Source organism: Paenarthrobacter nicotinovorans (genome assembly GCF_007670255.1).
Taxonomy (GTDB): domain Bacteria; phylum Actinomycetota; class Actinomycetes; order Actinomycetales; family Micrococcaceae; genus Arthrobacter; species Arthrobacter nicotinovorans_B.
The window spans coordinates 120,118-133,805 of record NZ_SZVS01000013.1; the positions used below are offsets into that span (position 1 = coordinate 120,118).

A 13,688-nucleotide genomic window follows, 5' to 3' on the forward strand; every position below is an offset into this window, starting at 1 on the left:
TCAGACCTCCTGAAGTAGTTGGAGTAAAGCCCGCCGTGGCGGCTCAAAAGATCTAATGCCGACACTGCCTGTTAGTCAACAGATCAACCAGGCTGTCAGCGATCTCCGCCGTGCGCTGATGACACAACGCCGACAACAACGTCAGACAACAAACCGCGCTTCCGCGTCCGTTCCACCCGGCAAAGAACGCCTCCCACCGCATCCGCTCTCGGAGTCCCAGCCCTAGCAACTGCCGGTGTTGTTCTCAATAACGAACGATATCTTTAGCCCTCCGGCTGCTGTCCGTTATGTAGTTCACGGGGGTTTGGGGCTCTGGTTACTCTTCGAACTGGCGGCTGATGAAGCCAGACATGCCGGGAACGGTGAAACGGACGGCGCCATGATCAGGGGCGTAGATAAGGCCCTTGGAGATGAGGCTGGAGCGGGCGACGGTCAGCTGGCTGGCGGCACGGTTTAGCCGTGATGCCACCTGGGCAGTGGATGAGGCTTCGTCGTGGTCCTCGGCCATGGCGCGGAGATACTGCCGTTCTGCCGGGGTTGCCCGTTGCCAGCGTGATCTGAAGAACCCGGCGTCGAGTTGTTCTGTCCCTATTTCGATGGCCAATCTGGCGTCGTCGAGGTTGACTGTTTTGCTGGAGGAGACGTCCCAAACGGCCTTGCCGTAGGCCTGCAGGAAGAAGGGGTAACCGTCGGCCGCGGTGACGAGCGCCCGCAGGGCGTCTGCCTCCAGGTGCGCACCCAGCCGGTTCATGGGGAGGCTGATGGCGTCCGCCGCCGACGCGTGGTCAAGGGCTCCGATGGTGCGGTAGTCAAAGAGCCGTTCGGAGTATGACCTCGTGGCACTCAGCTTTCCCGGCAGGTTGGGCAGTCCCGCCCCGATGATGAAGAACGGCCAGCCTTTCTGGCCGGCCCGGTGCTGGACCGAAATCAGCGCACCCAAAAGCTCGTCGTCCAGATCCTGCATCTCGTCGATGAAGATTCCGAAGCCGCTGCGGGTTTTGCCCATAGCTGTTGCTATGTCTTCGACGAGCTCCTCGAGGTCGATGTCCAGGTTCCCTGAGTCCGCCCGGCCTTCCGTGGTACCGAGTGTGGCTGATACTCCCGTAACGCCGAGGGTCACGTTGAAGGAGCCGATGCTGCCCAGGACACCCTTTACGTAGTCCCAAGCGGACCTGGTGCGCAGCCTCCTCGCCCCCGCTTCGATCGCCCGGGCCAGTTTTTGCCGTGTCGCCTTCCGGCCGTCCGGAGAGGGCTGGGCTTCTATCTGCACAACGAACCAGTCATGCCGCTCAGCTTGCGCGGCGAAGTTGTTCAGCAGCACGGTCTTTCCCACGCCTCGGAGCCCGGACAGGAGCATTCCCCGCTCAGTGGCTTGGCGTTTGGTCCTGACAATCAGACGGTCGAACGCCTCGATTTCTGCTTCGCGTCCCTCCAGCGCGGGAGGTTTGAGTCCGGAGCCGGGGGCGAAGGGGTTCATTTCGGAGTCCACACGAGAAGTCTATAGAAAAGTATGAGCCAGTATAAGGATTCTTTTATATCGGGAGATATTTTTTTATGCGTCAAAGATGGCTGACAGAGTGGCTAGCACTACCGGCCTCCGGGCCTCAAGGAGCCGCTTTGGATCAGGACGAAATGCACCAGGTTAATAAGTGCATACGTAAGCACTCATCGCTGCATTTTCGGTGGTTCCAAGGAGTCCCTTGATTGAAGCCCTGGCTGTTCCGGCCTACCGGAAGCTTTTTTCGGCACAGATCCTCGCCCTTCTGGGCACAGGCCTGTTGACGGTGGCACTGGGACTGCTGGCCTTTGACCTGGCCGGCGGTCAGGCCGGGGCCGTTCTCGGCACGGCCCTGACAATCAAGATGCTCGCCGATGTTTTCGTTGCCCCGCTAATGGCAGCCCTGGTCGAGCGGCTGCCGAAGAAAGCTGTGCTTGTCGGGGCGGACCTGATCCGTGCAGGCATCGCGCTGATGCTGCCGAGGGTGGACCACGCCTGGCAGACCTATGTCCTGGTTTTCGTGCTGCAAAGTGCTTCGGCAACCTTTACCCCGGCGTTCCAGTCACTGATCCCCGTGGTGCTGCCGGCTGAACGGCATTGCACCCGGGCGCTCTCGCGTCTGGCCTATGATCTGGAATCCCTGGTCAGCCCGGCACTGGCCGCGGCACTCCTGACGGTACTGTCCTTCCACGAGCCATTCCTCGGGACCGTGGCCGGTTTCCTGTTCTCCGCCGCCCTGGTGCTCACGACCAGACTGCCCGCAGCACCCGCGGCCCGGCAGGAAGGCACGCTGTGGCATCGAACCACCCTGGGTGCCCGGATTTTCGCCAAAACCCCCGACCTGCGCGGTCTGATGGCCCTGAACCTCGCCGTCGCCGCCGCAACGGCACTGGTGCTGGTGAACACCGTCATCTATGCCCGGGACCTGTTCGCCGGCTCCAATGCCGATGTAGCGTTCGCCCTGGCCTGCTACGGCGCCGGATCCATGGCCGTCGCGCTCACGGCACCCGGAGTCCTGGACCGGGTACCGGACCGGGCCTTCATGGGGGCCGGCGCCGTGCTGCTTTCGCTCGGGCTCGCCGGGGCGTTCGCGCTGCTCGCTGTTCCCGGGACCTGGCCGGTTCTGCTGGGACTATGGGCGCTGCTCGGTGTCGGGACCTCAATGATTAACACGCCCTCGGCGCGGCTGCTGCGCCGCGCGGCAACGGACAGCACCCGGTCCTACATCTTCACCGCCCAGTTCTCTCTTCCATGCGTGTTTCATCTTCACCTATCCCGTCGCCGCCGCGGGCCAGCCGACGGCTGCCGCCGTGCTGGCTGCCGTGGCTACAATCAGTACAGCAGTGGCCTTCAAGTTCTGGCCTGCGGCCTCCAGGACCGGCTCCGTGCCGGCGATCATAAAGGGGTAACCCGGTGGAACACGCACAACGCATGCCGGCCGCCAGCCTCCACCACCCGGCTGCCCCGGACGCCCGTCGTCTGGACGCGGCCACGGCCACGTTCCGGATGCTCTCGGACACGACACGGCTGCAGATCCTCTGGCTTCTGGCCCAGGAACCCTCCGATGTGGGCTCCCTGGTGGAGCGGACCGGAGCCTCCGGACCTCGGTCAGCCAGCATCTGGCCAAGCTACTCTTCAGCGGACTCGTCACCACCCGAAAAAACAGCCGTCACGTTGTCTACAGTATTTCCGACGGTCACCTGATCCGCCTTGTCATGGAGGGCCTGAACCACGCCGACCACAAAGTCGCCGGTGAACCCGTCCATGACTGACGCTCGGACTCGAAACTCCTTGGGGCACCCGCCGGAAGAAGCCACGGCGTGAACTGGTGGGATGCGGCGACCGCTGTTACAGGTGGGGTCGTCCTGATCTATGCCGTACTGCTGGGTCTATTGGCCCTGTACGCCCGCCGTCACCCGGAAACGGTAGGCATGAAGGACGCGCTGCGGCTGCTGCCGGACCTGCTGATCCTGCTGCGACGGCTGGCCGCGGATCGGGCCCTTCCGCGCGGGATCCGGGTCCGCTTGGTCCTGCTGCTGGTCTACCTTGCCTCGCCCATTGATCTGGTCCCGGACTTTCTTCCGGTCATCGGATACGCCGATGATGCCATCATCGTGGCCCTGGTCATGCGCTCGATCATCGGTACAGCGGGCAAGGGACCACTGGAACGGCACTGGCCAGGAACACCCGCCGGCCTCACACTGATCCAACGCCTGGCCGGAACTGCGACAACCGCCCCATGATCGGCCCACTGCTCACCAGAACCCTGACATGTCTGGCCTTTCGGCGGGTACCGGCTCTGGCGCCTCCAGTCGAAGATCACAACCTCCGCTCTTGGTGCCGGCGGCCTCCGGACCGAGGCGCCGGCGAACGACAGCAAGGACCGCCTGCAGGTCCTCGTCCTGGGCAGCGATCCCATGAGCGGCAAGAACGGGCGGCTCGGCAGCACGGCCGATTCCTCGGCGTACGGGCAGTCCGATGTCATGACGCTGATGGATATCCCCGCCGACGATAACCATGTGAACGTCATCAGTTTCCCGCGGGACCTCCTCGTCGATGTCCCGGCCTGCATGCAGCCGTTCGCACTGCTCCTCGCATCGTCCCCAGACATCCCGTCGGCCGTTGCAGTTGCGGCGCCCGGCCTGGCACTTCCGCTACTCGCGTTCTCCTTCGCCTTCGACGTTGTCGTGCTAAACCGGCTCCGATACGAAGCACCCGAAGAACCAGTCAGGCCAACCACGGATTCTGACAATGGGAAGCAGGCACAGGCATCCCGAAAGCTTCGATGGAGGCATTCCTCGAACGCTAGATTCGGCACCCCGAAAAGCATGCATACGCATACAACGAGACTGGAGTTGTGGAAGACTTGTCTTATCGAAGGGGAGTAGTTCCCACAGTCCGCGCGCAGCGGGCGCAACGGCGTATCAAAATACTGGCGGCTTCCGATTAGGTCGCCCGGTGCGCCACCCGGCCTACAGTCGCCGGGCGAGCGAGACCTTCGGTCAGACACCACTCTGACCTTGGTTCCCCAAAATTTCGGGTCCGGTCCGGGCCTTGAGGAAAACCATGACCAACCCGCCCAACACTCATACGACGGACGCGTCCCAAGGCGCCACCGCCGCGGACATCCGGAGGTGGCGGCGCTACCTTGCCAATGAACGGGCCGAAGCGGCCGTCTACCGGGATCTTGCGGGACGACGCACCGGCGAGGAACGGGAGATCCTGCTCGCCTTGGCGGAGGCCGAGGCCCGGCACGAGGAACACTGGCTGACCCTGCTTGATTGTGTCAAGTCTTATTGGCCCCGGCGTGACGGCCCTAGTTGGCCCCGCCTAGCTCGCGCTTCAGGGAGTGACGGCGCCGGTCGGGTTTAGAGGTAGCTGCAGATGCGCCCTGGATCGCAGGCCGCGGGATCCCCGGCTGCCGCGGCGTCATGGAACTCGGCGACGGTTGCACGCAGCGCCGTGATCTCGGCGATCTGGGCGTCCAGGTTGGAGATCTGTTTGGCCAGCAGGTCCCGCACGTGGATGCACGGGGCCTGGCCGACGTCGCGGACTGAGAGGACGTCGCGGATCTGGGCGAGGGCCAGTCCCGCGGTGCGGCCGCGGCGGATGAATTCCAGCCGGCTGACTGTCTCCTGGGCGTAGTCGCGGTATCCGTTCGGTGCCCTGTGGGCCGCCGGCAGCAGGCCCCGATCCTCGTAGAATCTCAGGGTCTTGGCCGTCATCCCGGCGGCCGCGGCGGTTTCGCCGATACGCATCGTGCACCTCACATGTCCGCAGGGAATTTTCCCTCTGACCTTCCAGTTTAGTGGAAGGTCATGGGTTCTGTGCGGGGCTGATTCGTTCGGGCACAAGGTCAGGTCATGAAGCGCGCCGGTGACGGTCGCCTCTTGACCTTCCTCTATGGGGGAAGGTGCAGACTGGGGGCAGAACCACATGGCGAGGCGTCGCTGCGTGCGGTGCGACAAGATTTTCGGAGGAAACAATGCCTGAACCAACAACACCCGATTTCGATCTGGCCGTCATCGGTTCCGGCGGCGGCGCGTTCGCTGCCGCGATCCGCGCCACCAAGCTGGGCAAGCGGGTCCTCATGGTCGAGCGTTCCACCATCGGCGGGACGTGCGTGAACACCGGCTGTGTGCCGTCCAAGGCACTGCTGGCCGCCGCCGAAGCACGCCACGTCGCCCTCGATTCGGGCAGGTTCCCGGGGATCGCCGCGTCCGCCGAGGCCGTGGACATGCCCGGACTGATCGAGGGCAAGCGGTCCCTGGTGGAGACGATGCGCTCGGAGAAGTACGTGGATCTGATCGGCGACTACGGCTGGGAGCTGCGCCAGGGCAACGCCGTGTTCGCCGTCACCCAGGACGATCCGGTCCTGGAAATCACCGGACAGGACGGGTCCCGGGAATCGATCCGGGCAGCGTACTATCTGGTGGCCACCGGTTCCACCCCGTGGGCGCCCCCGATCCCGGGGCTGTCGGATGTGGATTATCTGACCTCAACCACCGCGATGGAACTGGAAGAAGTGCCCGAGTCCCTGTTGGTCCTCGGTGGCGGCTATGTGGCCCTGGAGCAGGCGCAACTCTTCGCCCGCCTCGGGTCGAAGGTCACCATGCTGGTCCGCTCCCGGCTGGCTTCGACGGAGGAACCCGAGGCCTCCAAGGCCCTGATGGGCGTCTTCGCCGACGAGGGCATCCGCGTCGTGCGCCGGGCCACCGTGTCCTCCGTGCGCACGGACCCGGCCACCGGCGGGATCGTCGCGACCGCGACGGTGTCCGGCGGCGAGCAGGAATTCCGGGCAGCGAATCTGCTGGTCGCCACGGGACGGCGCCCCGTCACCGAGGGCCTGAACCTGGCCGCCGTCGGCGTCAAAACCGGGGACCGGGGAGAGATCCTGGTCAACAACCGGCTGAACAGCTCCAACGAACGGATCTGGGCCGCCGGGGACGTGACCGGCCACCGCGAGTTCGTCTACGTCGCCGCCTCCCACGGTTCCCTGGTGGTGGAGAACGCTTTCAACAACGCCGGGCGCGAGGTCGACTACCGGCACATGCCCAGGGTCACCTTCACCAGCCCGGCCCTGGCCGCCGTCGGCATGACCGACAAGGAAGCGAACGAAGCGGGCATCAGGTGCGAGTGCCGGGTCCTGCCCCTGGAGTACGTGCCGCGTGCCCTGGTGAACAGGGATACCCGCGGCTTCATCAAAATCGTCGCCGACGCCGATACCGGGCGCATCGTGGGCATCACCGCCGTGGCGAAGGACGCCGGGGACCTGGCCGCCGCGGGTGTCTACATCCTGGAGGCCGGGATGACCGTGGACCAGGTGGCGAAGCTGTGGAGCCCGTACCTGACCATGGCCGAAGGCCTCAAGATCGCCGCCCAGTCTTTCACCACGGACATCTCCAGGCTCTCCTGCTGCGCCTTCTGACCTCCTGCCCGTCACCACGGAAAGAACCCCTGCCATGACTAAAGACTTCATCGAACTCACCGACCGTCTGGCCTCCCCGGCGACCGGCATCGAAGCCGCACTCTGGGTGCCGCGCCTGCTCTCACAGGGCGATCCCGTGGACATCGCCGACCTGGCCGCCACCGCCGGACACACCGTCCCGGAGGTCCGCACCGCGCTGGCCGCCGTCCCCGACACCGAGTACGACGGGGAAGGACGCATCATCGGACAGGGCCTGACCCTCCGCCCCACCCAACACCGCTTTGAAGTGAACGGCGAACAGCTCTACACTTGGTGCGCCCTGGACACCCTTATCTTTCCGGCCCTGCTGGGCACCACCGCGCGGATCGAATCAGCCTGCCACGCCACCGGCGTCCCAGTACGGTACAGCGTCAGCGCCTCCGGCGTGACCGGAGTACAGCCGGCCACTGCCGTGGTCTCCCTGATCAATCCGGAGGCCATGAGCTCGATACGATCGGCGTTCTGCAACCAGGTCCGGCTCTTCGCCTCAGCCGAAACGGCGCAGCCATGGCTCGATGCGAACCCTGAGGGTTCTGTTGTTCCCATCACCGAGGCCTTCCGGCTCGGCACGGCTATGGCCGAATCCCTGCTCCGTGAATCCCTCCCCGAACAGCCAGCCCTCCAGGCGAAGTGCGTGCTCGGGTGCGCTTGCTAACGTTCCACCAATTCATGAGCCGGCGGGCGCCAAACCAGCGGCGAAACGGAAGTGTTATGGGCCGTTGAAGGAATCGGGACCTATGGTTCCCGGCTGGCTGACGCCATCGCCGCGGCCGAGTCAGTCACCGCGGTCCTCGTGTTGATTTCAATGTCGCGATTCATGGTTGTCAGGTCGGCGGGGTACTCTGGTGCTGGCTTCTGTAGTCCAAGCTCGTTAATGGCTGCGCGCTCGGGCCCCCACGAACCGGATTGAACCATAAACGACGCAGGTGGGGCGGCTGGCCGCGGCGGTAGTAACCCACCGGCTGTCGGTTGCACGAATCGTGGTCCTGTCCCCCCGACAGAGACCGAACCCCAAGGCAGGCATGAACGAAAACACCACCGCGCGGGCCGGCAATGAGGAGCCGACCAAAACCAAACCCCGGCCACGGCTCTGGACGGGCCGGCAGTGGCTGGTCGTCCTTACCGTTCTTGTTCTTACCGCCGCAGCATTCTTCGCCGTCGGCCGCCTTGGCTCGGGCCCTGCTTCGGTGTCCGATTCCGGGCCTGACGCCGGCTTCGCCCGGGATATGCAGGCCCACCATGCCCAGGCTGTTGAGATGGCCCTGCTGATCCGGGACAAGTCCGCCAACGAGGAGGTCCGCTCCATCGCATATGACATCATCACCACCCAGCAGCAGCAGAGCGGCCAGATGTTCGCTTGGTTGGTGGACTGGGGACTGCCCCAGGCAGGATCGGCGCCGCCGATGGCGTGGATGGGAACCGGGGAACATGGGGGCAGTTCCTCGACCATGGGCCATAACCCCGGGACGGGGGGCGGTATGGAGGGCATGGCCACACCGGCGCAGCTGCAAAAGCTGCGCGGGGCCACAGGCGCGGAAGCGGACAGGTTGTTCACCGAGCTGATGATCAGCCACCACCAGGGCGGCGTGGCCATGGCCCGCGCCGCGGCCGGCCTCGGCGAAACCGCGAAGGTCCGCGACTTCGCCGCGGGTATCGTCGAGGCGCAGACCGCTGAAATCACTGCACTGAAGGAACTGCGCGGCAGACTCTGACCGGATCGGAGAAAGGAACTCACTATGTCCGCACAGCGGAAGACACCCGAGGAGCGCAGGGCGATCCTGCAGGCCCTTCAGGTCAGGCAGCGGGCCGCCGACCGGCGCAGGGCCTGGCTGATCTACGGCACAGGCGGTCTCGTGGTCGCCGCGATCATCGCTGCCGTGGCGTTCGTCGTCGTCGGCGAGGTCAGGCAGCGTGAAGAGACCCGGGCCGCCGCGACCCGGCCGATCGAGGGCGAACAGGACTTCCCCGGCCAGTCACGGAACCACACCCGTGAACCCGTCAGCTACCCCCGGACGCCGGCCACTGGAGGCGACCACGCCCCGGTGTGGACCAACTGCGGGATCTACACCGTACCGGTGGAACAAACCCGCGCTGTGCACTCCCTGGAACACGGCGCAGTGTGGCTCACCTACCGGCCCGACCTGGCCAAGGAGCAGATCACGGAACTGACGAAATTGGTCGGCAACCAGGACTACATCGTGCTCAGCCCCGTGCCGGGTCAGGCGTCTGCCGTTACGGTGACCGCCTGGGGCAAACAACTCTCAGTTGACAGCAGCGGCGATGCCCGGCTGGCATCCTTCATCAGGAAATACCGGCAAGGCCCCCAGACCCCGGAACCGGGAGCGGTCTGCACCGGCGGCGTCCAAGGCTGAGCAAGGAGGCACTTTCGATGTTCACGGCCCGGATACGGACAATGACCATAACGCGGCGGCGTTCAGGGTCGGACCCATGCAGTGTGTCCAGCCCAGGCTAAAGACGATGTCCAGCAGAGTGGCGCCAGCCAGGCTGTCCTACGTCCTAGGGTGGTTTTCCGTGTCCGTTGCAGCCAGGGGATCATTCCGAGAAGCGCTCTGGACCCATGAGGATTACCACGACGCGAGGCCGCGCATCGGGGTGTCCTGCCAGCGAACAGCCAAGAGCCGGTGGTCCCGAACGGCGCCGCCGAGGGTGAACACTGCAGCGAGTCCTATCACGAAGAGCCCGACACCGGGCGAGCACGCGGCTGCGGTTCAGGGGCTGCGTCGGATCGGTCAGCCCCGAGACGAAGCCGAGATAGCCTGGGTGCAGGGGGAGGAAGGATACCAGCGGTCATCATGGAGGCGAAGGGCTATCGGAGGTCACCGGATCAGGATTCCCGGGCGGGCCGGAAGGTCGTGCCGCCGTCGGTGGAGACGACGATCCCTTCCTGGGTGGCCGCCCAGATCTGTGACTGGCCGTTGGCGTTCTTGACTGCCGCTATCGCCAGGACTTCCTTATCGATCCGGCCCTTCTTCGTCCAGGTCACGCCGGCGTCGGCCGAGTAGTGGACAGTCCCGTCGGGTTGGGCCCCTGCCACTTCCGACGCGGTAGCGAACGCGGCGAACTGGATGACCGGCCCTTGCTTCACTGCTGCCCAGGTGGTGCCGCCGTCGGTGGAGCGCTGGATGCCCTTCTGGGTGGTGGCCAGTACGGTGTCACTGTCGGGGTGCCCTGCCAGGACTGCCGGTGCAAACCCTGCTGTCACGGTTTTCCAGGTCTTGCCGTCGGGGCTGGTGCGCAGTGTCCCGTCGAATGCCACGATCCCGGATTTGGTGGTGGTCATGGCGTGGAAGTCTGATTCGCTTTGTCGGGAAAGCTGTTCCCAGGTCTTGCCGCCGTCGACGGTCTTGAGGAGACCGAGGGGGTTGGGAAGGTTGGATCCGGCTCCGGGGTGGCCCGAGGCATAGAAGATACCGGAATCCTTGCCGGCGGTGAAGCCCATCAGGTCGTTGGTACCCCCGATCTTGGCGGCGGGTTGCTTCGTCATGTCGAACAGCCCGTCGTGCGTGGCCAAGAGGACCTGGCTGGTGTCGCCGCTGACGGTCAGACCGTGGACGTGGCTGCTGGGAAGGCCGCTCCCGGCCTGTTGGGTGGATGATGCGCCGGCTGTCGGCCCGGTCGAGGGCGTGCAGGCGGCCAGGGCCAGGACGAGGGCGGCGGCGCCGGCCATCACGGCCGCGGGCAGGGACGTGGTTTTGGATGAGATAGGCATGGAAGCTCCCGGGGATCGAGGGAAAAGGAAGAGGTGTAGGGTGCTGCACCGGCCCCGCCGCAGGGGGCGGCGGAGACCGGTGCCTGAATGCGCTCGTTAGAGGCTGGCCAGCAGTTTTTGCATTTCCTGGATTTCTGCTTCCTGGGCGGTGACGATGTCTTTGCTGAGCTGAACGGCGTCCGGGTTCTGGCCGGCGGTGTTTTCGGTTTTGGCCATCATGATCGCGCCTTTGTGGTGGGCGATCATCTGGTTCAGGAAGAGCTTGGCCGCTTCGGTACCCTGGGCGGCCTCGAGCTTCTTCATGTCTGCGTCGCCCATCATGCCGGTCATGCTGTGGCCGGTGGGCATGTCGGTGGCCATCGCGGTGGGCTGGTTCCAGCTGGCGAGCCAGCCGGTCATGGTCTCGATTTCAGGGCCTTGGGCTGCCTTGATCTTGGTGGCCAGCGCGGTGACGGACGCCGGGATGTCTTTCTTCGTGAGCATGGTATCGCTCATTTTCACGGCCTGGGTGTGGTGCGGGATCATCGTCTGGGCGAACGTGATGTCCGCGGTGTTGTGGTCAGCGGCGGCTGCCGTTGCGCTGGTGGCGGGTGCACTGGCGGAGGATCCGGTACCGGTTCCGGAGGCGCAGCCGGCCAGGGCGATGGCCGCGGCGATGCCGGTGGCGGTAAGGGTCAGAAACTTCTTGGTCATGAGATCAGGTCCTTTAAAACATCAGCTGGCGCGCCGGGGCGCCGGAGGGATATGGGCATCGGTGATGCACCTGACGGTCCGCGAGTGGACCTGTCAGGGTAAAGGGGCGTGCGCCGCGAGGGTGGCGGCGCGGTGCCTCGTTTTACGTCCTGCTGATGGACAGCTCACAGGGTGAAGGGCTGCCGGAAAGATAGGAGCACTGGCCGGTGACGGCACCGGCTGCCGCGGCGTTGTTGCTGATCTGCAGTTCGAGGGTGCCTGGCGGCGGCGCGGCCATGGACGCGGTTTTCGCCGACGGGGTGCAGGCGACAGTCATGGCCTGCATGCTGGTGCAGTCACCCGATTCTGAGCATTGCTCAACGGCGACCCCGGCCATGCCCTGCCCTGCAGAGGCGTGGTCAGGGACCGTGCCGGGTTCCGCCGGGTGTCCGGTGTGGTCAGGGGATGCTTCCGTGGTATGCGCATCGGCGGCTGCCGTGGCTGAGGCCGGGGAGTGCATGGCGTGGGTGGCGGTCATCACGTGCATGCCGAAGATTCCGGCGATGATCACCAGCACAGCGGTAACAAGGCCCGCACGGCGAAGGAACGCCGCCGCGCGGCGGTGGACAGTTGCGCTCATGACGTTCCTCCTTTCGATGCGGCTCTGGCTGACTTCTAGGTTACCGGCCACGGGCGATGCGGTGCTCCCCTGGCCGGTAGCGCTTCTTGGGTCAACGAACCTCGGATGGGTTCAGTTTCACCCGCCGCAGGAGCTGGGCGTTCAGCGCGACCACAATGGTGGAGACGGACATCAGGACCGCGCCTGCCGCGGGGGAGAGCACGACCCCGGCGAACGCCAGGACCCCTGCCGCCAGCGGCACTGCGATGATGTTGTACCCGGTGGCCCAGACAAGGTTCTGCCACATCTTTTGGTAGCTGGCGCGTGACAGGTCCACCATCGACAGGACAGCGCGGGGGTCGTTGCCGGTCAGGACCACGCCAGCCGATTCCATGGCCACGTCAGTCCCCGCGCCAATGGCGATGCCGACCTCGGTTCTGGCCAGCGCCGGGGAGTCGTTCACGCCGTCGCCGACCATTGCTACTTTCAAGCCGCGACCCTGTAGTTCGGCCACTTTCTTGTCCTTGTCCGCAGGCAGGACTTCGGCGAAGATCTCATCAACGTTAGCCGGCATGGAACTCACCTTGCCCTTGCGTGGCACTGGTTCCCGCACGGGTCGGTTCGGTGGGGCTGGGTATGTTGTGGATCCGTAACGCTGGCGAAGAGGTGGGCGTACGGCCGGCCGTTTTCGGTGACGTCTTCATCGGGTTCAAAGACGCGGTCAGGGTAGCGGTCTCGGAGCATCTCCTGCTCGGCGCTACGGAGCGAGGCGAACTTTCGGGCCATGAGGGTTTCCTTTCATGGCTGGCCCCTGGGCCGGTAGGCCAGGGGAGAGGGGTTGCTTGCCTGCTTACGGGCGTGTGAGGCAGGAGAGGGCCGGCATGAGTGTGAGGACATCCGCGGCCCAGGTATGTGGGCGTACCTGGTTTCAAGATGACGAAGAGCCTGGGAGACGGCAGCGTGCAGCTGCTCCCAGCTCAGAGGACCCTGCCCCGTTGGGATAGCGGGACTGCGTGTGTATGACTGCAGCGAGCTCATGCGGCATCACCATCTGGAGGATCCGCCGGCATATTGAACGAACGGCGGTATGTCCCCAGGGATCCGCGGATCTCAAAAGGCACCAAGGTCCCAGGACTGCACTCCGCAGCAGGGTCAGAACCAGTGCCAGGAGCGCTGGTAGAGGGTGAGGAAGACTCAGAATCCATAGACATGGGGATTCCCTCCATTCCGGGCTTAGCGGTCCTCTAGGAGGCCCGCAGGGCCGCCAGGAGAGCGGCCCATGCCTTAGGGAGTACCTAAGAAAAACCCGACGGCTGGAGAGAGCCAGCACAAATTTGAACTGAGACGCAGGGCCGGCGCAGCCGGGCACTGCGTTTAGCAAGAGAGCGTTTGGCAAGTAATAAAATTACGGAACAGCAACTATCCCAATGCACAATGCACAAAGCGGGGGGGCGGAACTTTTAAAGACATATCACATCCTATCTCTGCCAAACCAGCGGTTCATCAAGCGGACCCAACTAGGCATTTGGGGGACCCCACAAACCCTAAGGTATCCCGGAAAACAAGGCAAAGGGAGCCGCAATCACCAACACAAAACCCACACGAGGAAAAGGCGCGCAGCGCCGGCCACTAGGCCCGGCGGTTGGGCCGGCTTGCCGGACCCCAGGAGGACAGCGCGCAGCGCTGGACCCACCACCGCCGG

At 64.9% G+C, this 13,688-nt stretch carries 12 protein-coding genes and 2 pseudogenes; 8 read left to right on the forward strand and 6 right to left on the reverse strand.

The window, feature by feature from the left end; genetic code table 11:
• Positions 1 to 316: 316 nt before the first annotated feature.
• A complete protein-coding gene (locus FDP28_RS17985; RefSeq protein ID WP_144662970.1) occupies positions 317 to 1,489 on the reverse strand; it encodes an ATP-binding protein in 1,173 nt (390 codons plus the stop codon).
• Between the two features lie 211 nt (positions 1,490 to 1,700).
• Here FDP28_RS17985 and FDP28_RS17990 point away from each other — a divergent pair, with 211 nt between their 5' ends.
• The 4 genes and pseudogenes from FDP28_RS17990 to FDP28_RS18010 all read left to right on the forward strand — a co-directional run.
• Positions 1,701 to 3,254, forward strand: a complete 1,554-nt coding sequence (locus tag FDP28_RS17990) for an MFS transporter (RefSeq protein ID WP_313955650.1) — start codon at positions 1,701 to 1,703, stop codon at positions 3,252 to 3,254.
• A gap of 64 nt (positions 3,255 to 3,318) precedes the next feature.
• Positions 3,319 to 3,741: a YkvA family protein gene (locus FDP28_RS18000; protein WP_260842527.1), complete on the forward strand. Its 423-nt coding sequence runs from the start codon at positions 3,319 to 3,321 to the stop codon at positions 3,739 to 3,741.
• A gap of 174 nt (positions 3,742 to 3,915) precedes the next feature.
• Positions 3,916 to 4,386 (forward strand): hypothetical protein, encoded by a 471-nt coding sequence (locus FDP28_RS18005; RefSeq protein ID WP_144662971.1) that lies wholly within the window; start codon positions 3,916 to 3,918, stop codon positions 4,384 to 4,386.
• 178 nt (positions 4,387 to 4,564) lie between these two features.
• Positions 4,565 to 4,777: pseudogene (locus FDP28_RS18010) on the forward strand (ferritin family protein); the annotation flags it as partial.
• An 89-nt stretch (positions 4,778 to 4,866) separates the two neighbouring features.
• Here FDP28_RS18010 and FDP28_RS18015 read toward each other — a convergent pair.
• On the reverse strand, positions 4,867 to 5,256 hold the full coding sequence (locus FDP28_RS18015) for a heavy metal-responsive transcriptional regulator (protein WP_144662972.1): 390 nt from the start codon (positions 5,254 to 5,256) through the stop codon (positions 4,867 to 4,869).
• Between the two features lie 227 nt (positions 5,257 to 5,483).
• On the opposite strand from FDP28_RS18015, the gene merA reads away from it, so the two are divergent.
• From merA to FDP28_RS18035, 4 genes are all read left to right on the forward strand, one after another.
• Complete coding sequence (gene merA, locus FDP28_RS18020; protein WP_144662973.1) at positions 5,484 to 6,926, forward strand: mercury(II) reductase; 1,443 nt, start codon at positions 5,484 to 5,486, stop codon at positions 6,924 to 6,926.
• A 34-nt stretch (positions 6,927 to 6,960) separates the two neighbouring features.
• Complete coding sequence (gene merB / locus FDP28_RS18025; RefSeq protein ID WP_144662974.1) at positions 6,961 to 7,620, forward strand: organomercurial lyase MerB; 660 nt, start codon at positions 6,961 to 6,963, stop codon at positions 7,618 to 7,620.
• A gap of 367 nt (positions 7,621 to 7,987) precedes the next feature.
• On the forward strand, positions 7,988 to 8,677 hold the full coding sequence (locus FDP28_RS18030) for a DUF305 domain-containing protein (RefSeq protein ID WP_144662975.1): 690 nt from the start codon (positions 7,988 to 7,990) through the stop codon (positions 8,675 to 8,677).
• A gap of 24 nt (positions 8,678 to 8,701) precedes the next feature.
• The gene (locus FDP28_RS18035) at positions 8,702 to 9,337 is read left to right on the forward strand and encodes a DUF3105 domain-containing protein (protein WP_144662976.1); all 636 of its coding nucleotides are present in this window, start codon (positions 8,702 to 8,704) and stop codon (positions 9,335 to 9,337) included.
• A 473-nt stretch (positions 9,338 to 9,810) separates the two neighbouring features.
• Here FDP28_RS18035 and FDP28_RS18045 read toward each other — a convergent pair whose 3' ends face one another.
• From FDP28_RS18045 to FDP28_RS18060, 4 genes and pseudogenes are all read right to left on the reverse strand, one after another.
• Complete coding sequence (locus tag FDP28_RS18045) at positions 9,811 to 10,695, reverse strand: F510_1955 family glycosylhydrolase (RefSeq protein ID WP_144662977.1); 885 nt, start codon at positions 10,693 to 10,695, stop codon at positions 9,811 to 9,813.
• A gap of 96 nt (positions 10,696 to 10,791) precedes the next feature.
• Positions 10,792 to 11,388 carry a DUF305 domain-containing protein gene (locus FDP28_RS18050; protein WP_144662978.1) on the reverse strand — a complete coding sequence of 199 codons (597 nt, stop codon included), beginning with the start codon at positions 11,386 to 11,388 and terminating at the stop codon, positions 10,792 to 10,794.
• A 142-nt stretch (positions 11,389 to 11,530) separates the two neighbouring features.
• Complete coding sequence (locus tag FDP28_RS18055) at positions 11,531 to 12,007, reverse strand: hypothetical protein (RefSeq protein WP_144662979.1); 477 nt, start codon at positions 12,005 to 12,007, stop codon at positions 11,531 to 11,533.
• A gap of 91 nt (positions 12,008 to 12,098) precedes the next feature.
• A pseudogene (locus tag FDP28_RS18060) lies at positions 12,099 to 12,551 on the reverse strand (HAD-IC family P-type ATPase); the annotation flags it as partial.
• Between the last annotated feature and the right edge of the window lie 1,137 nt (positions 12,552 to 13,688).